18 protein-coding genes and 1 pseudogene are annotated in these 20622 nt (G+C 61.9%); 5 read left to right on the top strand and 14 right to left on the bottom strand.

Features of this window, described 5'->3' with window-relative positions:
- The first annotated feature begins 37 nt into the window (after window positions 1-37).
- Complete coding sequence (locus tag CCZ27_RS24695) at window positions 38-247, top strand: RHS repeat domain-containing protein (protein WP_157748420.1); 210 nt, start codon at window positions 38-40, stop codon at window positions 245-247.
- Window positions 171-332 (top strand): annotated as a pseudogene (locus tag CCZ27_RS24155) (transposase); the annotation flags it as partial. The gene CCZ27_RS24695 and the pseudogene CCZ27_RS24155, both read left to right, overlap by 77 nt.
- A gap of 336 nt (window positions 333-668) precedes the next feature.
- On the opposite strand, the gene CCZ27_RS02620 reads toward CCZ27_RS24155, so the two are convergent.
- The 8 genes from CCZ27_RS02620 to CCZ27_RS02660 all read right to left on the bottom strand — a co-directional run bounded on the left by CCZ27_RS02620 (window position 669) and on the right by CCZ27_RS02660 (window position 10443).
- The gene (locus CCZ27_RS02620; protein ID WP_198363245.1) at window positions 669-2027 is read right to left on the bottom strand and encodes a YfjI family protein; all 1359 of its coding nucleotides are present in this window, start codon (window positions 2025-2027) and stop codon (window positions 669-671) included.
- Window positions 2028-2909, bottom strand: a complete 882-nt coding sequence (locus tag CCZ27_RS02625; protein WP_096445234.1) for a plasmid partitioning protein RepB C-terminal domain-containing protein — start codon at window positions 2907-2909, stop codon at window positions 2028-2030.
- Complete coding sequence (locus CCZ27_RS02630) at window positions 2906-3805, bottom strand: plasmid partitioning protein RepB C-terminal domain-containing protein (protein ID WP_096445235.1); 900 nt, start codon at window positions 3803-3805, stop codon at window positions 2906-2908. The genes CCZ27_RS02625 and CCZ27_RS02630 overlap by 4 nt, the downstream gene beginning before the upstream one ends.
- The gene (locus CCZ27_RS02635) at window positions 3769-5367 is read right to left on the bottom strand and encodes a recombinase family protein (RefSeq protein WP_385961128.1); all 1599 of its coding nucleotides are present in this window, start codon (window positions 5365-5367) and stop codon (window positions 3769-3771) included. Before CCZ27_RS02635 ends, CCZ27_RS02630 begins: the two co-directional genes overlap by 37 nt.
- A 133-nt stretch (window positions 5368-5500) precedes the next feature.
- The gene (locus CCZ27_RS02640; RefSeq protein ID WP_198363247.1) at window positions 5501-5971 is read right to left on the bottom strand and encodes a hypothetical protein; all 471 of its coding nucleotides are present in this window, start codon (window positions 5969-5971) and stop codon (window positions 5501-5503) included.
- A 452-nt stretch (window positions 5972-6423) separates the two neighbouring features.
- Window positions 6424-7380 (bottom strand): tyrosine-type recombinase/integrase, encoded by a 957-nt coding sequence (locus CCZ27_RS02650; protein WP_443081555.1) that lies wholly within the window; start codon window positions 7378-7380, stop codon window positions 6424-6426.
- A gap of 97 nt (window positions 7381-7477) precedes the next feature.
- A complete protein-coding gene (locus CCZ27_RS02655) occupies window positions 7478-8956 on the bottom strand; it encodes a serine hydrolase domain-containing protein (protein ID WP_157748421.1) in 1479 nt (492 codons plus the stop codon).
- Between the two features lie 566 nt (window positions 8957-9522).
- Window positions 9523-10443 (bottom strand): hypothetical protein, encoded by a 921-nt coding sequence (locus CCZ27_RS02660; RefSeq protein ID WP_157748422.1) that lies wholly within the window; start codon window positions 10441-10443, stop codon window positions 9523-9525.
- 423 nt (window positions 10444-10866) lie between these two features.
- On the opposite strand from CCZ27_RS02660, the gene CCZ27_RS24515 reads away from it, so the two are divergent.
- Window positions 10867-10998: a hypothetical protein gene (locus tag CCZ27_RS24515; protein WP_269769091.1), complete on the top strand. Its 132-nt coding sequence runs from the start codon at window positions 10867-10869 to the stop codon at window positions 10996-10998.
- Window positions 10999-11097: 99 nt separating this feature from the next.
- Here CCZ27_RS24515 and CCZ27_RS02665 read toward each other — a convergent pair whose 3' ends face one another.
- From CCZ27_RS02665 to CCZ27_RS02680, 4 genes are all read right to left on the bottom strand, one after another.
- Entirely contained in the window at window positions 11098-12573 is a 1476-nt protein-coding gene (locus CCZ27_RS02665) for a CHAT domain-containing protein (protein WP_096445244.1), read from the bottom strand.
- 9 nt (window positions 12574-12582) lie between these two features.
- Window positions 12583-13545 (bottom strand): hypothetical protein, encoded by a 963-nt coding sequence (locus tag CCZ27_RS02670; protein WP_096445246.1) that lies wholly within the window; start codon window positions 13543-13545, stop codon window positions 12583-12585.
- A 24-nt stretch (window positions 13546-13569) separates the two neighbouring features.
- Window positions 13570-14280, bottom strand: a complete 711-nt coding sequence (locus CCZ27_RS02675) for a hypothetical protein (RefSeq protein ID WP_157748423.1) — start codon at window positions 14278-14280, stop codon at window positions 13570-13572.
- A gap of 118 nt (window positions 14281-14398) precedes the next feature.
- Window positions 14399-15061, bottom strand: coding sequence for a zinc metalloprotease (locus tag CCZ27_RS02680; RefSeq protein ID WP_157748424.1), 663 nt, complete (start codon window positions 15059-15061; stop codon window positions 14399-14401).
- Between the two features lie 317 nt (window positions 15062-15378).
- Between CCZ27_RS02680 and CCZ27_RS02685 the strand changes: the two genes are divergently transcribed.
- Together CCZ27_RS02685 and CCZ27_RS23250 are read left to right on the top strand one after the other, a co-directional pair.
- Window positions 15379-17229 carry a caspase family protein gene (locus CCZ27_RS02685; protein ID WP_096445252.1) on the top strand — a complete coding sequence of 617 codons (1851 nt, stop codon included), beginning with the start codon at window positions 15379-15381 and terminating at the stop codon, window positions 17227-17229.
- A 96-nt stretch (window positions 17230-17325) separates the two neighbouring features.
- Entirely contained in the window at window positions 17326-17994 is a 669-nt protein-coding gene (locus tag CCZ27_RS23250; protein WP_157748425.1) for a caspase family protein, read from the top strand.
- Between the two features lie 116 nt (window positions 17995-18110).
- Here CCZ27_RS23250 and CCZ27_RS02690 read toward each other — a convergent pair whose 3' ends face one another.
- Window positions 18111-18635: a helix-turn-helix domain-containing protein gene (locus tag CCZ27_RS02690; protein ID WP_232516541.1), complete on the bottom strand. Its 525-nt coding sequence runs from the start codon at window positions 18633-18635 to the stop codon at window positions 18111-18113.
- A 35-nt stretch (window positions 18636-18670) separates the two neighbouring features.
- Window positions 18671-20041 (bottom strand): tyrosine-type recombinase/integrase, encoded by a 1371-nt coding sequence (locus tag CCZ27_RS02695; RefSeq protein WP_096452093.1) that lies wholly within the window; start codon window positions 20039-20041, stop codon window positions 18671-18673.
- Between the last annotated feature and the right edge of the window lie 581 nt (window positions 20042-20622).

The following is a 20622-nucleotide window of genomic DNA, read 5'->3' on the forward strand; positions in this document are numbered from 1 at the left end:
CTCAGATGCATTCGCCTACTCCGAGAACGGCCACGCGATGAGTCAGACCAACGGTTTGGGCGAAGGCGAGTTCCTCGACTACGACCTCTTCCGCCGCAGCACGCGGGTGACCGATCCGCGCGGCGGCGTGCGCCAGTACGACTACGATGAGAACGGCCGGATGACCAAGCAAGGTGTTTCTCATCGTCGACAACCTCGAGGTCCATCACAGCAAGCCGGTCAAGGTTTGGGTAGCCGAGCGCACTGACAGAATCGAACTCGTCTATCTGCCCGAATACTCGCCCGAAGCCAATCCTGATGCATACCTCAACCGCGACTTGAAGACGAACCTACGGCAGGAGCCGGTGGCCCGAACAACCGATCAAGCTTGCCACCGGCTTCATGCGCCAGTTGCAGGCCGTCCCCGGGGCGAGTCGTTTCCTACTTCAAGCACCCGGCCGTCTCGTATGCCCATATTTCCTAATTGATTGCCTGCTTAACTGTTGCAAAATGATGATAATTTAAGGACTCCCTCGCCATGAGTGCAGCGATTCGATTCCGATCTGGACGAGGAATCGCTGATTGCTTGCCTCTCCAAAGGGAGTGGCGAAAGGAGCGAAATGACAAGCTCGACAGGTACTTACGGGCGATCCGGCGCGGCGAAACGAGTGAAATGAGCTTGCGCGCTGCTATGCGGGCCGGTACACCCGGGTCGGCGTGCCCGGCGTATCGGCAGGCCGCTTGATCATCTGCACGCTGATCTTGGGCGGCGTGCTGGCCAGCAGATGATCCAAGCTGGCATCGATCCGCGCCTTCGGCACCTTGCCCTTGAAGCATTCCGTGCTGATCTGGCTGCGCGTGGCCTGACCGCGTTTCCGCAGGAAAACCAGCACGCGGTTCGACAGTTCCAGCACCTGCGCGAGCTTGGCTTCCTCGGCGGCGCTGACGAACACGAACCGCACGGACGCCGTCGCGTGGCGAATCCATGCCATCGCCGCATCAATGTGCTGAGCATCGATCCGGGTTTGCAGGTCAGTCACCGCCATCAGCATCGCCAGCCGGAGGAGCATCGGGGCGCGGCGTTCCAGCAAGGCACCGACGACGCCGTCACTGAGATCGTCGTTCAACTCTCCCCGGTAGAGTTGGGCGTAGTGCCACTGCGCCTGCGGCGACAGTTCCATCCGCAGGTGCTCACATTCACCGTGCTGGTCGGCGCCGACGAACTCCAGGACGTCGAGCGTCCTGCGCGCCAGATGCTCGACCACGACTTGCGGCGTTTCCTTCGGGAACGGCAGCATCCGCGACCGCTCGGCCCAGATCATCAGGAAGCGATTGGCGAAGCCGTTGGTAAGTTCCCGGGCGCTCATCAGGCCCGTCAATTCGCTGGGCGAGATCGCACCGCTCAAGCAAACATGCGGCTGGCTGGCGTAGAGCCGGTTCGACTTGGTGGCGGGCTTGAGATCGATGCCGTCCCAACAGTCGCGCAGCGCCGCCGATAGGGTATTGCCATCGCGTCGCCCTTGGTGCAATACGTTGGCGAACTCGGATTCGACTACCCACAGCCGCTTGTCCTCAATGGCGGGCACGTCTTGCCGACCTTGCCGGTAGCCGTCGTGCATCAACGCCACCAGTCCTTCGCGGCTGGAAAGACCGCCACGATGAACCTGAGGCGCGAAGGCTTCGTCCATCTCGCGCAGCGCCTGATTGATGCGCAGCACCAGCGAAACCGCATCGCCCTTGCGACCACGGCCCGAACGCCCGATGTGCAGGCAGAACAGCCGCGCATGGTGCCGGGTGTTGCCAATGGGCAGGTACGCGCCACGCCCGACTGCGCAGGATAAGTAGGCCATGAAGTTGGCTGCGATGGCGACAGCGTTGGTCTCCGTGCCTTCGCTGCCCACGCGGGCCACACCGCCGATCAAGCCGTGGAGGCAGGCGAGGTCGGCCTGCGGCACATTGCGGTGCGCAACCATCGCTGCCTCGTCGCGGTCATCGTCGGGCGGCGATGTGGTGTGTGATGACGCAGTGGCATCGGCGGTCCGGCGCATTCATTTACCGTCCAGCGCCACGGTCTGGATGGTGTTCTCGAACTCGGCCAGCACGTCAGGCTGGCGCTGCGACAGGAAGCGGAACACCGTCTTGTTGTCGATTAGCTTGCCGAGATAGCCACGGGCCAGCACGAGGATCAGCACATCTTGGCCGTAGGACTTCTCGACCAGTTTCAGTTGCCCCTGGATGCTGCCCATTTCGCGCTCCATCCTTGCCATCTGTTCGGCGGTGATGCCCCGCATCTTCCGAGGCTTGGTTTCGCCAACCAGCAGGTGCGGCGGCGTGGCCGCGAGCAAGGCTGTAGCGTAGGTGACCGTCATGTTGTTGGCCGTCAGCATCAGTTCCACGCACTCGACCTGCCGGATGGGTTTGAGCTTGCGTAGTACCGAGCCGAGGTTGGCGGCGAAGTGCTGATCCTTCAGCATCTCGACCACCTCCGGGCAGATGCCGTCGAGCAGGCTTACCTTCTTGTAGATCTGGCTGATGTCCACGTTGAGCGCCTTGGCCAGCCGCTCGGGTGTGACGCCACTCTCTACCGCGCGCCGGAGCATGTGGTGCTCCTGAATGGACGGGATGCGATTGATCCGGTTATTGTAAGTGTAGCTTTCGTCGTCGGTGGAGACGAGGCATGGCGCGTCGGTGAATTCCAGTTGCTGCAACGCCAGCAGGCGCATGTGGCCGTCGAGCAGGATGTGTTGCCCGGCCTTGTCGGCCTTGCCCACGCTCAAGGGCTCGATCAGGCCGATCTCTTGAATCGAGGCCACGATCTGCTTGAACTTCCGCGAGGCTAGGATGCCTTCGGGCGACTTGCGCGACGGCAGGATGCGATCCAGCGGGAGCGTCAGTGGATCGGGAACGAACCCCAGCGTAGTCTGGCTCATTCCGCATGGCCTCCGGCCCAGACACGCTCGGCCAGTTGCTTTGGCAAGGTGTCCAGCCCTTCGGCGCGCAACAGGTTGGAGAAGTGCTCGTCGGCCAGCAACTGGCGCAACGCCTCGATCACGAACAGCAGGCGTTGCTGGGTGAACTCGGCCTTGCGGATCATCAACCGCTGCCGCTCGACCTCATGCTGGTAGTTGCGCACAAGGCTGGACGTGGTGACGAGCACGCCCTTGCGCGCGGGCCGGTGGGCGATGGATTTGCCCAAGGTGCTGCGGCGCTGGAGGATGCGGCGCACCTGCATTAATTGCCCGCCGCGCAGCTTGCCGGATTCGTAGGCGTCTTGCAGCGCCGTCTGCACGGCTTTCTCATTGCTCGCGCCCGCGATGGTGATGGCGACGTTGAGCGGCACACGACCGCCTTCGACCGCGATCAGCAGGCGCTCCTCGCCTTTCTCCAGCAGGAGCAGGATGCCCTTGACGTAGTCAAGACTGAGGCCGGTCTTCTGGGCGATGACGCGCTTGTCGTAGCCCAACTGGTTCAGCTGCTCAATGCCCGCGAGCAGTTCCAGCGGACGGTAGGCCCGACGCGCGATATTCTCGGTCAGGCTCATGATGAAGGCGTCTTCGTCGTTGACCTTCACCACCAGCGCCGGGATCTCCTTCTCACCGAGCGACCTGAACGCCTTAAGCCTGCCTTCGCCGCAGATCAGCAGGAAGCGTTTGCCGCCCTCCAGATTGTCTCGCGGCGTGACCGTGACCGGCTTTTTCAGGCCGAGGCTCTTGATGTTGCCGACGATCTCCTCGAACACGCGGCCATTGCGGTCGCGCGGGTTGAGCACGGCGATCTGATCGACCGGAATCATTTGCAGGTCGGTGGCGTGGTGTGGCTTGGCCATGCGGCCCTCCGGATGCGGCTGCGCTCAGCCATGCCATATAGGTAGTTCAGGCTGTCGAAGCGGTAGCTCTCGAATTCGAGGCCGTTGTGATCGGCCAGATGGATACCCGACTGGCCAAAATCCAGACGCGGCAGCAAGTAGTAGTCCAGAGGCGATTGGTTCGTTTCGTCAAGTCGGACAGCGATCGTGATGTCGGGCGTTAGGCTGGTGTCGAAGCGCACCTTCCAGCGGCGGCGGTCGTTGTCGAGCAGTTGGCAGCGCGAGAGCACCAGCGACACCGTGAACTCGCGGTTGACCGTGAGCAGGTCGGTGGCCGGATCGCGCACGACCGCGCCGCCGACCTCGGCGATCATCCGTTCAGCCTGGCCGACGATCTCCGGGTGCAGGCGGCGCAGGAACCGGTTGACCTCCAGATACTGGTAGTCCCGATCCGGCGTGAAACCGACCGTCTGGTAGGCGCGGATCAGGCTGCCGAAGCGGTGCGCGTAGGCCGCCGCCGAGGGCATCCCTTCGGCCTCGTCGATGATCAGGCCCGACAGGTAGCCATGCTGCTGGAACAGGCGGCGCAGCTTTTCGACCAGTTCTTCGTTACTGAAACGGTGGGCGCGTTCGCGCAGGATGCCCTGCGCCGTGTAGAACAAATCGGGGGGTACGATGCCCTCGAACGCGCCTTCCTTCTTGATCCACATCTCTGGACGGTTTACGATACGTACCTTCTTGAGCTTGAAAGAACGGCGATTGTAGACATTGTTGCCGATGTATTTCTCATTCGACAACACCTCGCGCACCGTGGCCCGCGTCCAGTCGCGTCCAAGGTCGGTCTGAATGTCCTTGGCGTTGAGCCGGTCAGCGATTTCCGACTCGAACAAGCCGTCCTCGACGAACCAGCGATAGATTTGGTTCACGATCGCAACTTCCTCGCCAGGGCCGGGTTGTAGGATCACGCGATCGGTTTGCAGGCTCTTGTGCTCGCCGCGCGAGAGCTGCCCCTTCACAGAGCCGGATTGGTCGATCAATACCCGCCGCAATCCATAGCCCGCGGGTCCTCCTTGACGGAAGCCGAGTTCGATCAAACGGCACTGGCCCGCGAACACCTTCGCCGACAGCTCGCGGCTGTATTCGCCCGCCATCGCCCGCTTGACGCCCTTGACGATTGTGGACATAGGCGAGCCGTCGTTCTCGAACTGCTCGGCGCAGTAGGCGACCTGAATCCCGGCCCGGCGGCAAATGTATTCGTAATAGGCGCTCTCGTCGGCATCCTGAAACCGACCCCAGCGGCTCACATCGTAGACGAGGATGATCTGGAAATCGGCCTTGCCGGACTGCACGTCGGCGATCAGTTGCTGGAGCGCCTGCCTGCCGTCGATGCGCAGGCCGCTCTTGCCTTCGTCTGCATAGGTGCGGACGATCTCGAGGTTGCGCCGGGCGGCATATTCGCGGATTTTGTCGCCCTGATTCTCCATCGAGTATTGCTGGTGCTCGGTAGACATGCGCACGTACTGCGCCGCGCGGGACACCGGCCCCGATCCTGTCGGGCTTGGAGGCGATTCGTTTGATTGCATAAACCCGGTCACTTTGTAGTTGACGTTCTCGGGTCTGCCGCTCCCTTCAATGAACACGCAGCCGCCGAACGGCAGTTGCGCACACGGTTGGAATCGTTGCGCAGGATGTTCGAGAACCCGTTTGGAAGCGAAGTTACGGGCATCTCGACGAGGCTTCGATCAAGTCCTCTCTTGACACGTCCATCTTGCGCGGACACGTCACGCGCACGAGCGTGATCTCGACGATCAACGAATCGCCGTTTTCGCTCGAAAATGCCGGGTGCCGCGTGATGCGGTACAGGCCCGATGGCAGATCGCACACATCCATCTTTGCAAGATCGCCGTTTCGGTCCTGATCGCGCGACCGCTGCTGCGCGCGGTTGCGATGTTCGTACTCGGGGCGGATGGCGCGGTAGTCGCGCCAGTAGTCGGGATTGCGCTGCGACCACGCCTGCTGGGCGGCGCGCTGGTTGATCCGGTAGTCCGGGTCGGACTGGAGCTTGGCCCGTTGCCACTGGCGCTTACGGGCGCGCTGGCAGTCGGGCGCGGAGCAGAAGACTTGGTTCGGAACTTGGGGGCGTGGCGCGAAGGGTTTGCCGCAACAAGCGCAGCGCTGGGTCATCATTGGGGTCTCCATGCAAAATCCGCATGGAAGCCGCGACCGCCCGCGGTGATGGACGCGAGGTTGCTGCGTCTACGAGATGGCCGTCATCGCGCAGCCCGGTTCAACGCTGGTTTCAAGGCCAACCGCGGCCGACCCACGATGGCGGCCAACGGTTCGGGAGCGAGTTCATCCTTCTTGACGAACGATTGCCACAACGCCTGCCGCGACACATCGTGCGCGAACGCGTCCGTGAAGCCGACCGGTAGTTCGGCAGCTTGAGTTTCTAACCACGTTCTAAAGGAGCACTTACGATGAAAGCGATGCCGAACTGAGATGACGAGGCGTGGCCGTCCCAAGGGGCCAGGCGTCCTTTGCGGTGAATCAGAAATCGAGGTCGACCCAGATGGCGGCGTGATCGGAACCCGGTCTTCCTCGTTAGGGATCAGCCTCGGAGTAGGCTCGGCAAGCACAGATCACGTCACCCGCGAAGGCAGCGCTACCACTTCAGCACCGGCTTTGAGCGTGTCCAGGTAGTCCGCCCACCGTTGCATCATCACCCTGCGCTCCTTCAAGAACTTGGTGCGGTTGTAGGCTTCCCCGAGGGCATCCGGCACGCGATGCGCGAGCTGGTGTTCAATCACGTCACGGTCGACGCCGAGTTCTTCGTGGAGGATGGTGCGCGCCATCGCCCGGAAACCGTGGCCAGTGATTTCAGTTTTGGTGTCGTAGCCCATCCGGCGCAGCGCGGCATTGACCGCGGCATCAGACATGGGCTTCTTCGGATCTCGGCCGGCGAACACATGCTGCCGCTCGCCAGTGAGTGGCTGCAGATCGCGTAGGATCGCCGCGGCCTGCCTCGAGAGCGGGACGATGTGTTCGCGCCGTCGCTTCATTCGCTCGGCAGGGATACGCCATTCGGCCCGCTCGAAGTCGATTTCCGCCCACTGCGCCCCCCGTAGCTCACCGGGACGAACGAAAACCAGCGGTGCCAGGCACAGCGCCGATTGAACAACGAGCGTGCCCTTGAACCCATCAATCGCCCTCAGCAGCGCCCCCACCTCTGCCACACTAGTGATCGCCGCGAAGTGTTTGGACTTGGGCTTCTTAAGCACCCCCCGAAGGTCTGCTGTCGGGTCACGCTCTGCGCGCCCGGTTGCGACCGCGTAGCGCATGGCCTGCCCGATGTTCTGCTTCGCCCGGTAAGCGGTATCTGCCGCACCTCTGTCCGCGATTCGCTGGCAGCAGGTCAGCACGTCCATTGGCTTGATACTGGCGACCGGCGTCTTTCCCAGCCACGGGAAGACGTCTTTCTGGAAACGCTGCATGATCTTGTCGGCGTGCGCTGGTGACGGACTCTGAGGCGGATGCCGTTCGACCGCGTACGTTTCCAGCCTGGGAGACCGGTCGGCTTGAAGACGTAACGAGAAGATTGCGGGGTCGCGGCCTCGAGCAAACTGTCAATCCGTCGTAGTGTGCAGGGTGTTGGATCGAGTCGAATGCGAATACGCAGGTGTGCCAACCATAGGTTCACTGCTCGTTTCCGACCGCAGCCAATACGCTCCTAACAAAGGATTTCGCGTCATAGGGTGTACCCACATTCCACCCCAATCGGATGATGATCATGTCGCGGGATGGAACGACCGTGACGGATTGCCCCCAATGTCCCCGCATGTGGTAGGCATCTTCGGGGAGGCCGAGGTCCTGTCCATAAACTGCACCATCGACATCATCGAGATATCCCCACGTCTGCCAACCATAGCGGTGCTCGCCAGCACGGTGTTTGGGCAGACTTTCGTCGATCCAGTGCGATGGCAGGATTTGCTCACCGGAAGGAGGCCACTTTCCGAGATGGAGCATCAGCATACCGAGACGCGCCCAGTCGCGGGGGGTCGCGTAGAGATAACTGCTTCCGACGTAGGTTCCAGCAGCGTCGGCCTCCAGACGCGCGCTGTATGCGCCGATTCGATGAAAAAGGGAGCGGTACGGGAACTGGCAATAGTCCTGAAATGAGCCGGTCGATTCGATCTTGTGCCGAAGAATGAGCTGGAGAATATTGGTCGTACCGCTGCTGTATTCCCAGTATTTCCCGGGAGGATGTTTGAGGGTCGACTCTGTCGCGTACTCACTCATGTTCGCCTTGCCAAGAAGCATCACGTTAACGTTTGAGTTGGGGGCGGCGTACCCTTCGCTCCACTCCAATCCGCTCCGCATTTCGAGCAAGTCCTTCACCTTGATCTGCGCCCTCGGATCGGGTGCGGTCCAACGCGCAATCCAATCGCTTGCGCTCCTCTCCACGCCTTGATGCCCGATTTCGATACCCACCAACATACCGGTAATGGTCTTGGCCATGGACCATCCCAGCAGTGGACTATCTTGGTCTAGTCCCAGCGATGAGTCGTAGTGCTCCGCCACAAGGCGTCCATGGTGGACGACCACAACAGCGCGAGCCCCTGCGCCATCCTCAAAGTGCGTACGTACGGCTCGATAGAGCGTCTCGTAGCCCTGTCTGGGATAGAGGCTTCTACGATTGCCTGCCGGCCATTCTGCGTCGGGCAGTGCGGCGTGCTCCGGTATGCAATTGAGCGGGGGGTCAGTTTCAGGCCACTTGGCTCCAAGCAGCGCACAGCCCAAGTTGTCGCGATAGGCGGCGATGCCGGATGATGCCAGGGGCGAACCCGTGCGGACACTGACCGATTTGCGCTCAGCGGCATGGACGAAGGTTGCGTTCGAAAGCGCCGACAGAAATGGAACAGCCTGATCGATTGGCAGGACATCGTTTGCAAGCACATGCTCGTAGGGGCGATTCGCCACGTAGACGCCTGAGCAAGCGACCTTGGCGGCCATTGCTGCCTCACGCGATCTGACTAGATCGATGGTCGCGCATCCCCCGGACACGAATACTGCGGCGGCGAGAATGGCAGTTACTCTCTTCGCCCGGATAATGCCGGAATGTGCGTCCCAAGTAAGGATGCGGAGCCCACCTGCCAATCCCTCTTTCGGCTTCATGCTCGTTGCTCTACTCGTTCCCGGAGACGCTGGACACAGGCCATCGCGCTGTAATGGCATACGCTTACCAGTGTTGGGTATAGCCGCCCCTCGTCATCCGGTCAACCCGAACTGTGTGGCGGATGATCAGAATACGGACGTATGTCTAAGAGACTTCAATTGCATGACTTGGCCGCGCCGGAATGGTGTTCACAACCGTGGGATAGGAAGCGGCTATCCCCTGCTCCGGAAATTGTGTATTTTGTCATCTCTTAAGGTTCCCATAAAGACCAAAAAGGTGGGCACCTGATTCCCGAAGGCCGCTGCCTAGCGATTGAAGTGTCCAAGGGCAGCTACACTGGGTTGAGCCTGTCCGCTGGCCACACAACGTCGATGGGGCGGCCGGTGGTCTCGATGCAGGCAGCAGGAGGCGCCTCGTGTCGTGTGCTGCAGGAATCCATCGTGCAGTAGGTTCTTGCGGATATCCATGTCTTTATGTCGCGGCGATGCCAAGGCCCCGATGTGGCATGCTGGCCGAGGTATAGCGGCTGAGGTGAGCATTGGTCTGCTTGTTGCGAAGCAACGCGTCAGCGTTTGGCAATTCTCAAATCCGCAATATAGTCTTTCGCGTCCGCGTCGAGCCTGGCAATCACATCGGCACGGCGGCGCGCGTAAAAATCTGTATTCAGAGTCAGGCGCTGCGCAGCGGTCCAGAGGTGGATATTGCGTGAGCCCCAGCGCAGGAAAAGGAAGCGTCGGCGGTCGTCAACTGCATGGAAGTAAAACCCGCCGATTGCCATAGACACGGCTCCGTTCTCGGTGCGCCGGACGGCGCCAAGCTGGAAGTTGCCGCTGGATTGCACCGACGAATGAAAGTCGAACAGCGAAATCGGCCCGTCGTCCTCAGCCAGCTTAGAGAGAGCATCGACCGCCTGCTTCAGCACGCCAAGCTGATTCTGGGTGGCGATGGCGGTGATGATGCCCAGTGCTGCCTGGTCCATGCGGAACTCGCCCTCGTCCTGCTTGAACAGTGAGAAGCTGAATTGCTCGCTGGCCCATCCGAGGGCTTGCAGTACCTCGATGTATTTTTGGTACCAGAATTGGGTCTGCGTGAAGCGATCGAAAACGCCGCTGGCTGCGCGCTGTGCAAGCTGCACGGAGTAGAGCACGTCATTCTTGTCTTCTTCGCTCACGCCTGCGACGAAAGACAACAGGCTCCCGGTGTTGATGCAGGCCGATTCCTTGACGGGAAGGGCGCCGAGAGCGTCGCGCGCCGCTTTCTTCGGGGTTCTTGCTGTGCGTGGTGCGGCGGCTGGGCGTGGGCCCGGCAGAGGGGAGGGGGGCCACAGTGGCAGATCGCGCAGATACGCCTGCAGACCCGTGGGCACGGCGCCATGATCGGGCAGGCTGTGGATGACATCAGTATAGATGCCCTGCGGCAGGTCGAGATCGAGCTGATACATGCCGGTGCCTACGCAGCGTGCCGCGCCGTCGGTGACGCGGAACACGGCGCCGGCCGGGCCCGCGATGCGCAGGTGGCTACGCTGAGCTGAGCCTGGGCGTCGAAGCGCGTCAGGCAAGGATTGGATCGGACGGAGGCTTCGTGGTGACAGCCCGGCCGCCGTGTTTCGCTAGGCGGGTATCGACCGCGACGCCGACTCGTATCGGGATGTCCGACTGGACATGCGTTGGGTCACGACGACCCGAAGGCTCGGTCAGTATCGATCACCTTGGCACGGGCGGGCTGCCCTGGGGTGGCGCTGCTCCACCCAAATGCCGGCGTGCCGGCGCCATGGGGATGTCCATGGCGCCCCATGCATCGGGCGGCGCCTCGTGGGGCCAATGCCCCCGGTTCGTCATCGTCAGGGGGTGGGGGCGGCCTGTTGGATGGGGCCGGCGGTGCGTCGCCGCAGCAACTGCGAAGGTGAAGCATGAATGAGGAACAGGGTTCTCGGGTCGAAGCCCGCCGGCGTATCGCGGTGGCGCTTCCGCCCCGCCCGAGCGGTGATGTCGAGTTCAGCCTGATTTGGGCCGAGCTTTTCGTGTTCCGCCACGGCGTGTGACGCGAGCATCGGGGGCAGGCTGATTCGCGAACTGCACACCCGACCATGCATAGTGAGTCTACCCGGTTGGGGTGCCGATGGCGGGCTTCGATCACGAGTTCACGACGGGCGTGTTGTTCGCCGCCGAGGCACACCACCGACTTGGTGGCGTTGGGGTCGAGGATGTGTACGCCGAGTGTGAGCAGGAAGGGGGCGCTGTACTGGAGCGCCGGCTGCATGAGGTCGCCGATCAGCGAGCCCACCCGCGGCGTACTGGAAGCCGCCGCTGGGTGGCTCTGCTGGCATAAGTCCAACGGGTAGGTAGGCGTTGCCGCCGCCATACAGCGAATATGCGAGCCCGAGCGGGTTCTGCAGTTCGAAGTAGTATCGACGAAGGCGCAGCAGCACGCGGCCCACTGCATTCTCCTTGCCACCGCGGAAAAGTTCCCGGAAGAAATGATCGGCGAAGTCGCGCGCGAACACGGCGGGCATTTCAATTTCTGAACCAAGCAGACTTCGGGCGCGCTTGTCGAGGAATCTCTCCGCGAAGCCGCTGAAGAAAAGGGAACCACTGCGCACGCTCTGGCAGGCATTGATGAACACGAGCGGCTCGCCCGGTAGCGCAAACCCATTGAGGTGAGTGGTGATGTCGGCAGGTACGACGGGGTCGCTATCCTCCGGCGTAGGCGTGAGAGCGAGACTTGCGCTGTCGAGCGCAAGGCCAGCCTCGGCATCGAGGCGGCCGCCGTGGCAGATGAAATAGAAAATGCTCTCCGCCGGTCTTTGGCGTAGCCCCTTGAGGAACGGCGCGCGATGGTGCTCCTCGCGTGGCGTGATGCCGAATTGCCGCAGCAGGCGCGAAAACTCTGCTACGGCAGCAACGTCTGCGGTGTCCTGTTGGCGGTCGAGGTCCAGGTTGGCGTGCAGCGCCACCGCCGGCACTGTAAGGCGCGGGTCCGGCACCGGCACCTCGGGGAATGCGTGCTCAACTAGGTGCCGCAGGCCCAGGAAGCCGTCAGCGCTCGGGTCATCTAGCGATCCGAGGTACAGAAAATTCCATGGCGCCATGCACTCGTCGCTGAGTACAAGCACGCGCAGGTCCTGCGTGTGCAGCAGTGCCTCTCGCAGACGCGTGCCCAGTGCGTGGGCCTCGGGATATCGCTGCTCGGACGGCTGGAATATCTCGACGAAGAGCACGGCTCCCGCCTCGGCCAGCTTCGGCAACACGACGCGGTTGAACAACGCCGATGGCATTGGTTGTTCCGATGCCTGCGCAAACGGGTAGCGGTGACGTAGGTTCAGATACGGGTAGCTGCTGCCCTCCACCGTGGCGCGCCACCATGCACGCTGGCATGCGTTCACTGCTCCCGCCAGTTTCGCCACCGTGATGGGAAGGCGTACCTCGATCGTTTGGTCGCCCAACAGGTGTTGGAGGCGCGTGCCCGGAATGACCCGCAGTAGGGTGCCTCTGCCATCTGCGGGCGTCAGGAATGCAAGCGTGACGCCATCCTCGAAGGCGGGTGTCTCGAACGGCACCGCATCGGTGGGCTGCAGTCCAAGCGTGCGGTCGGCGATAACAGCGGGAGTGATCTGCATGGCACACGCTCAGCTTGGCAATACCACCGGCAATTGCAGGCGCAGCGTCTGGAGCACGTCGGTGCTACCGGCCTCCATGACGTAGATGTCCAGTGCACACTGTGGCCCGGGCGCTGCGACGATGGTGGCCGTGGCCGCGGTGGAGGGCCCCTCTCGTGGCAAGAGCACCGACAGCTGCGTCGGTTCGGCCTGCACGCCGGTACCGAACAGGCTCAGGCGCAACGTGCGTCCTTCCGCAGCCTCCTCCAGATTCCGGGGGGGCAACACGTCGACACGTTGTTCCGGTGCGGGTATGGGGGCGAAATGCAACTCCAGCGCATAGAGACGCCCCGGTGCAAGTGCAGCCTCGACCGTCGGCAGCGTGGCCACCAGGCGCCGCACCCCCAGCGCGGACTCGATGCGATCCGCCAGTTCCAACTGTGCAGGGTCGGTTGGCTCGCCCGATGCGACTGGCTGACGCAAGCGACGTGCGACATCCAGTGCTTCGCGCCGGCCACTCTGCATTGCGGCATGCCGGAACTGCAACGCTCTCAGTGACCGCGCGAACTCTTGCGCAGTGTCGCGGGCCGTCATTGGAATGCGGGCCGCTAGATTGCGCCAGCCCCGCTCGGAAAGGTCGTCATAGAGGCGAGCAAGCCGGTAGTCGACAGACCCCCGTGTCCCATGGGAACCTTGCGCGAAGGCGAAGCCCGCAGCTGCTCCGAGTAGGAATACCGCCAAGCCCTCAATCATCACCAACGGCAAGGGCAGCCAGCGCCATACCGCCGCAAGTGCATGGCCTGCGCTGCCCAACGGATGCCCGGCGAGCCTCAGCACCTCTGCCATGGCGGCAACAGCCCCGGACAGCAAGGCCAGAGATGCACCGACTGCTGCGGCCGATACGATCAATGCCACTGCGAGATCACGGGGGCGGAGCGTCCAATGGCGAGCCAGCGCCTCCAGCACCTCGTTCCTGCTGCGTTGACGGATCATCTTGGCAGCACCGGTCGTGTGAACTCAACCCAGTGTTTCTAACTCGATGTCGCGCAACGCTGCGTCGATGCGTTCAATGGCCTGCTGCATGGCAGCATCCGAGGCAGGCGCCGTTGCCGCACCTCCTGCTAGGCTGCCACGGCCCGTAGGACCGAAGGATGGGTACTGCGCAGTCGCCAAAGTATCGCGCACATCGTGCAGGGCACGCGCCGCGCCCTTCGCAGCTGACGCCACCTTGGCCTTCTGCTCTTTGACTTGGCCCAGTTCGGTCTGCGCGGCGGACACTGTGGCCGCGCTATCAGCCAAGCGATCCTGGGTACGCGACAGCTGCCGCTGCGCCGTATCGGCTGCGTTTTCTGCGCGCTTGGCATTGATCTCCGCCGGAACCCGACCTAGGTAGTAGCCGGTTACCGTGCCAAGCAGCGCTAGCGCATACAGCATGATGTCTTTCTGACGGTTGTATGACTCGGTCTGGTAGGTGCGCGCATTTTTTTCCGCCTCATCCGAAGGGACGGCGGTGGTTGCAACCGGAACCTTGACTTCTTTGGTGGCGTCCGCGGCCACAAAGGTCATCCACATCATGCTCGCCGTGAGGACCAGAATCACGAGACTGATGAGGGCAGCCATGGACTCGCGCAACCACTGCAAGGAGTCGCTCGAGGCCGTCGGTTTGTCGGATGCCCCATTTGCTGGAGTGAGCGCGGTAAAAGTCGGCTTCTCTTCGGGCACGCTCATGCTCGTCTCCTCGCTAAGTAAGTGGCTGCATGTTCCTTGGGACACCTGTGCATTGTCAAGGTGGGGACAATCCGCATCTGCTCGCACGTCATCATTTCAATGGAATGACAGCCGGCGGCTACCATGGCACCAGCTCGCATCCGAAAAAGCCCCCCAGCCTTGCGGCCGGGGGGCGGTCATCATGTGGTGGCCAGCGCCGTTTCGAGGTCGGCCTGGTGGCTACTCGTTCCTCGGGATATTGCTCGAAGACGTTGTAGTCGACGATGTCCTTCGACCAGTGATTTGGCGGGCCACCCAAGTCGGCATAGACGACATCCTTTTTCCAGCGCAGCTTCAGATCGGGGTGGTTGTGCTCGTGCAGGAGGCCCAGCGCGTGCCCGAACTCGTGTAGCACGAGACTCGCGAAATCCTTCTCGGGTGTGGTCTCGGTGGCCCAGCCCAGGTTCATCGTTGCTGCACTTTCCGGCACGGCCAGCGCGTCCTTGCCAACGTGCGACCAGAACCCGGCCGCCTCATTGAAGCTTATGCGGATGTGAGCCGACTCGGGGTCGTCGGTACGCGCGAAGACAAGGTTGGCACCGCCGCCGTCGGGGGCGGTCCAGCGCTGGGCGGTCTCGAAAACGCGGTCCTGCAGTTTGGTGGAGCCATGCAAGAAGCCGATTTGCAGCTCCTGATCTGGTGCCCACAGCAATCTCTCGTCAGCAAGGCCCCGGGTTTCGCCCGCCTCCGGCCGCTTCTGCAGGGCCGAGCAGATCCATTCCGCTGTGTCGCCGTTCGACATGGTGGCCTCCCTTGTTGTCGTGGTGCAATGGGCGCCAGCGTCGTCGGCGCGCGAAATCATCGATAGCTACACCTCAACATAGCAGATGAATGCCGGCATAAGCAGGCTTTCAATTGGGTGCTACTCTCACTGAAAGGCATGGCGGGGGAGAGCGGCATATGACGGGTTTGCCGGTAACCCATTTGCAATGTGTGGACGTGAAAATCGGAACTCACATTGCATTTCCCTGCGAATGCGTGAATGAATTTGCCGGCGGAGCGCGGGCCTCGCCGGATTGGGCGTAGTTGGTAACCGATAAGAAATCTGGAGGCAGCGCCATGGCAAACACACGCATTACCCCTGCTGAACTCAATCGCAAGCTGACTGATCTCTCCATCCCCGAGAGTGAGCTCGCACAGTACTTCCTCACGGATGAGGAGAGCTCTGGCTTCTTCGATCCAAAGTTGCAGCTCAATCCCGAGACGGTGGACCTGCCGACCGATCCGGATGAGAGGCACACACGGAGTGAGGCGGCGATGAACTTCGCCAACGGCATCGCGCGCATGCGCCGGCGGTTGCGCTTTGACAGCATGCTGGCCGACGGCTACAAGGGGCCGGTGCTGGTGTCCGAGGGCGACTCGTGGTTCCAGTACCCCATCCGGCTCGAGGACACGATCGACCACCTGTACACGAAGGGTTTCGCGGTACGGAGCCTCGACGCAGCCGGGGACACCTTGGAGAACATGCTCAAGGATCGGGAATACGTCGATGCCATCCGGGAGACCAAGGCCTCCATATTCCTGCTCTCTGCGGGTGGCAACGACGCCCTCGGTGGCGGCAACCTGAGTGCGCACCTGCGCAATTTCGACCCCGCACTGTCGCCGGCTGCGCACCTGCTGCCGAGTTTCGAGCGATTGCTCGATCACGCGCTGTCCATGTACGAGCGTGTCCTGCGCGACGTGGAGAAGTTGCCGGGTGTCGTCACCATCTGCCACGGCTACGACTACGTGATTCCCAACTCGGGCAAGTGGCTGGGCAAGCCGATGATTTCGCGCGGCATCAAGGATGGCGCTGTGCAGCGTGGCATTGCCGCACATATGATCGATCGCTTCAACGAGCGCCTGCGCCAGGTCGTCGCCCGTTTCGGCGACCGTGCGATGCACGTCGATGCGCGCGGCGCGGTGGGTGACACGCTCAACGTCTGGTACGACGAACTGCATCCGAAGAATCCAGGCTATGGCAGGGTGGCCGAGCGCTTCGAGAAAGCGATCAAGTCGGTCGTTGCACACGCACCGAGATCGAGGGCACGCGGCAGGGCGCAACGCCCCGAACCCGCAGTCCCGACGCGCCGGGGCTGGTCGGTGCACGTCGGCCTCAACAGGATCGACGCCGCTCACTACGGCGGAGAGGGCCAGCTTTTCGGTTGTCACTTCGACGTCGAGGACATGGAGCGCATCGCTGCCGAGCGGGGTTTTGACAAGCGTACGGTGCTCCTCGACGAGCAGGCTACTCGCGACGCCGTCAAGAACGCAGTCGCGGATGCGGCCGCTGAACTGAAGGCAGGTGACGTCTTCATGCTCACCTATGCCGGCCATGGTAGTCAGGTGCCGGACTTCAACTCGGACGAGGATGATGGCGCTGACGAAACGCTGTGCCTATATGACGGAATGTTGATCGACGACGAGATTTACGAACTGTGGTCGAAGTTCGCCGACGACGTGCGCATCGTGATGATCTCCGACAGTTGCCACTCCGGTAGCGTCTCGCGCGCGGCTCGGCCGGTTCAGTCCGATGCGGACGAGGGCAAGCCGGAGGTGCGTACCCGCCTGCTGCCGCCGGCACTTGCCGCTAGGGCCTTCCGCAGTCACCGTGACTTTTACATGGAACTCGGTCGTCAGCACCGAGGTCCCGATGAACGCGTGCTGATCCGTGAACTCGACATGCCGTTGCGCTGCCCGGTATTGCTGCTGGCAGGCTGCCAGGACAATCAGGAGTCGCAAGATGGCGTGGGCAACGGTCGTTTCACGCAGGAACTGCTGCGTGTATGGGACGAGGGCCGCTTCCAAGGCGACTGGAACTCGCTGGTGACGCGCATCGTGGCCAAGATGCCAGAAACGCAAACGCCGCGCCTGACACTGATCGGCCGCAGTCCGGGGGTGCTCGCTGCAGAGGGGCCGTTCAGCATCTGAGGGTAGGCGGGCACTAGAGACGCTTAACGACTTCACGGATGCGCGATAGTCGTCCGGGAGACGTTCATGGGCGGCGGAATCCACGGAGGAGGATGGGTGAAGACACCAGCCGCAGTCATCTTCGCCACTCGTGCCGGCGGAGTAACGCTTGACCGCGACGCAAAGGGTGGCAATCCATTTGCCACCGCATTGATCGAGCTCGCCGGTAGCGACTACAGCACTCTTGGGGCGTTCGCTCAGGTGTTGCGCTCACGAACGGAGTTATGCAGCACGGGCCGGCAGTCGCCCGAGTGGCTCGACCTGCCTGCTGATCTGCGCTGGTCGCTGTGTACCGCTGTAAGCGCGCCCACCGGCCGGTGTGTTGCGCTGGTACTGATCGTTTCTGATTACCCGGAAGCTGGAGGCTGGCCGCTCTTCGGCGCAGCGTGGGATGAACGCCGCGTTTCCGCCTGTTTCGAAAAGTATGGCTTCGTCGTAACCAGTGGCATTGCGCCGGAGCGCACCGCTCTACTCACTGCGCTGCGGGCTTTCGCGATCCGATCTCGCGATTGCGAAAGCGCAGTGATTTACTCGACGGGCCACGGCGTCGAGTGTCGCGGCGAGACTTACCTGCTTCCCGCCGACTATCCATTTGCCAAGGGCTATGCCGGAAGTCTGCTCGCTGCCCGAGCCGTGTCGATCGCGCAGCTGCGCACGGCCTGTATAGCACGGGCGACCAATCTCGTTTTTTTTGGTGGCTGCCGGACGCGCGTTTGTACGGGCTGAATCGCCTTGGGTTTCGCGGAGACCGTCTTGTTTGGGTCAGGCGTTTACGGCTTGCTCGGCCGCTTTGCGATAGTAGTTTGCGTCGGCTTCATCAGGCGGGATGTAGCCGATAGGCCCTAGCAGATCTCGGCGCCCTCGGCCTTGGCCCGTAGGGCGATTGCGGGATAGTCGATCTCAAGCCACTGGTGCAGTTTCCCTGCGTCCTGCTCAAGGGCGCGCTTGACCGGCCGCTGCGGTGTGAAGCCCCAGCGCAGCAGGTACTCGCCGACGGTGCGGATCGGCATGTCGATGCCGAACATCGACTTGACCGCCATCATCACCGCACGGCGGTTCCACAGCACGAACTCCAGCTTCAACTGCGCCGGGTTCGATCCCATGATCGCCAGCCGAAGTTGCTCCTCCTGGACCAGCGTCAGCGTGCGCCCCGAGCCGTGGCGACGGCCGCGCTGACCGCCCTTGATCGCTTCATCGAAACCGCCCTCGGCGGTCCGACGTGACCACTTGAGGACCGTGCCGACATGGACCCCACAGGCCTCGGCGATATGCGTCCAAGTGTAACCCTGCTCGCGCAGCACGAACGCTTGCCGGCGGATGTGTTCGAGCGCATCCGGAGGGCGCTTTCTGGCGTCGATCTTTTCCATGCCGGAATTATAACGTCATCTATTTGATTGCCGGGTTAATAATTCGGTATCTTTCTTGACGCGCTTGCGGGCGGGCTGAGGGAAATTTCTGCCTGCTCCAGCATCCAGGTTTCAATTTGATCGTGCCACTTACGCAGCAGGTCTAAGGGGCGACGGCGGTAGTGCTTCTCGGCCACAGCAGACGGTTTATGACCTTGGATTTGCGCCACCACACCTACAGGCACTTCTACCCATTCCGACAGCGTGCCGAATGAACGGCGCAGGCCGTGGATGCTGACGTGAGGCAACTGTGCGGCTTCCAGCGCCTTGACGTGAGCCGACCGTGGTTCAGCAATCTTCCCGTCCTCCGCTGTCGGGCTCTCGAACACCCAAGGCGAAGGCTTCCAAGTTTCGCCACGCGCTGCCAGAGTCACCAAACGCCGCTTGGTGGGCGGGGTTTCATTCTTGATCTTCAATGCCTCGAAAAGACTGGCCAAGTATCGCGGCAGCGGGATGGTGCGTCCGCCCGTTCCCTCAACCTTGTCGTCCAGCGTCATGCTGCGCCATTTCAAGTCCACATCTTCCCATCGTAGTGCGGCCATTTCTTCACGACGCGCCCCGGTGATTAGCAGGCTTTGCAGGTACACGGATTGCACAATATTCGGAAGCGCACGAACCGCAGCAAACCATGAGGGCAATTGCTCACGCTGCAAGACATCGCCCTCCTTGGCCTTAACGCGGGGTACGTTGTCTTTCACCTCGCGGGCTTTGTAGGCATCAAACGGGATAAGACCGGCATAATCTCTTGATTCGTCGGCCCAGCGGATGAATGCCCGCAACTGGCGATAGGACAAGGCAGCCATCGTCGGGCGGCGCGCGGCTTCGTCAGCCAGCCACTGCGCGATGTGCTCGCCGGTCACCTCCGGTAACTTGATGGGGCGCAGGGGTGCGAGCGGCCCCGGTTCGGTCAGCCCCTTTCCGCGCTTCTTGGGCTTTCCCCCCACATCGGAATTCTTGATGTGGTCGTCGTAGTGGCGCTGTCCCCAGAACGGTTTTCGAGCTTCAAGGTAGGCATCCCATGCCTCGCTGAAAGTGATCTCCTGACGTCTTGCGGCCGCACGACGAGCTTCGTGTGCAGCCTGCTGTTCAGCGCGATGCTCTCGCGGGTCGATGCCGCCGTCGATCAAGGTCTTGAGGCGAGCCGCTTCCGTGCGCGCACGCCCGAGATCCCAAGTGCGGACATCCCCAATGGTGGTACGGATGGTCTTGCCGAACAGGCGAGACTCAAAGATGAAAGAACGGGCGCCGGCCTTTGTGACGCGCAGCCCCAAGCCTGGCGCCTTGGCATCCCAGTGAATCGACTGCGCTTTACCCGGTTCACACGGCAGATTTTCGACACGCGCAGCCGTGAGCGTTTGCTTAGCCATGCTCCCCCCGAATTGCCTGCCTACATTCATGTAGGCACCATGTAGGCAAATTTTAGAGAAACAGATCAGCTTTGGTCAATCAAGAATCCGCATCATATCTTACAAGTAATTGTTATTTAAGTAATTTAAGTGTCTACATGGCTATCAATCAACACCGGTCAATGTAATGTTGTACGGATTGAAAATCCGCGTGTCCGTGGTTCGATTCCGCGACTGCCACCAAAAGGTTCGAGAAAAAACGCCGATCCCAGTGATCGGCGTTTTTGCGTCCACCCAGGCAAGGCGTCTTTCCACGCCGCAGGCGGATTTCCTGCTCGGAAAAGTGCGTCCTGGCGCAGCGCGCCGAACGGTGGTGCATGGCTGCCGGCTGTTATACTTCGCACGCCCGCAGCCATCGAGAACATAGCGTTTCTTGCGCGGGCGCGATTGAATCTCGGGCTTTTCGCGATGTCTCTTCGCGTGTGGCCATGGCGTCGAGGAATGGGCCGACCCGGTGTCGGCCCGTTTGCTTTTGACGCCATGGGAACAAGAAGTGGCTGATTTTGCTCAAGTTTTGTGCGGCTTTCAGAGTGTTATAATCC

Source organism: Thauera sp. K11 (assembly GCF_002354895.1).
Lineage (GTDB): Bacteria > Pseudomonadota > Gammaproteobacteria > Burkholderiales > Rhodocyclaceae > Thauera > Thauera sinica.

Coding starts and splice junctions, on each gene's coding strand:
- CCZ27_RS02620 (WP_198363245.1), bottom strand. CDS start 2,027: ATGCGCCGGACCGCCGATGCCACTGCGTCATCACACACCACATCGCCG.
- CCZ27_RS02680 (WP_157748424.1), bottom strand. CDS start 15,061: ATGTCGAACGGCGACACAGCGGAATGGATCTGCTCGGCCCTGCAGAAG.
- CCZ27_RS02630 (WP_096445235.1), bottom strand. CDS start 3,805: ATGGCCAAGCCACACCACGCCACCGACCTGCAAATGATTCCGGTCGAT.
- CCZ27_RS24515 (WP_269769091.1), top strand. CDS start 10,867: ATGAATGAGGAACAGGGTTCTCGGGTCGAAGCCCGCCGGCGTATCGCG.
- CCZ27_RS02625 (WP_096445234.1), bottom strand. CDS start 2,909: ATGAGCCAGACTACGCTGGGGTTCGTTCCCGATCCACTGACGCTCCCG.
- CCZ27_RS24695 (WP_157748420.1), top strand. CDS start 38: ATGAGTCAGACCAACGGTTTGGGCGAAGGCGAGTTCCTCGACTACGAC.
- CCZ27_RS02655 (WP_157748421.1), bottom strand. CDS start 8,956: ATGAAGCCGAAAGAGGGATTGGCAGGTGGGCTCCGCATCCTTACTTGG.
- CCZ27_RS02640 (WP_198363247.1), bottom strand. CDS start 5,971: ATGATGACCCAGCGCTGCGCTTGTTGCGGCAAACCCTTCGCGCCACGC.
- CCZ27_RS02690 (WP_232516541.1), bottom strand. CDS start 18,635: ATGGAAAAGATCGACGCCAGAAAGCGCCCTCCGGATGCGCTCGAACAC.
- CCZ27_RS02695 (WP_096452093.1), bottom strand. CDS start 20,041: ATGGCTAAGCAAACGCTCACGGCTGCGCGTGTCGAAAATCTGCCGTGT.
- CCZ27_RS02685 (WP_096445252.1), top strand. CDS start 15,379: ATGGCAAACACACGCATTACCCCTGCTGAACTCAATCGCAAGCTGACT.
- CCZ27_RS02670 (WP_096445246.1), bottom strand. CDS start 13,545: ATGATCCGTCAACGCAGCAGGAACGAGGTGCTGGAGGCGCTGGCTCGC.
- CCZ27_RS02635 (WP_385961128.1), bottom strand. CDS start 5,367: ATGCAATCAAACGAATCGCCTCCAAGCCCGACAGGATCGGGGCCGGTG.
- CCZ27_RS02665 (WP_096445244.1), bottom strand. CDS start 12,573: ATGCAGATCACTCCCGCTGTTATCGCCGACCGCACGCTTGGACTGCAG.
- CCZ27_RS02675 (WP_157748423.1), bottom strand. CDS start 14,280: ATGAGCGTGCCCGAAGAGAAGCCGACTTTTACCGCGCTCACTCCAGCA.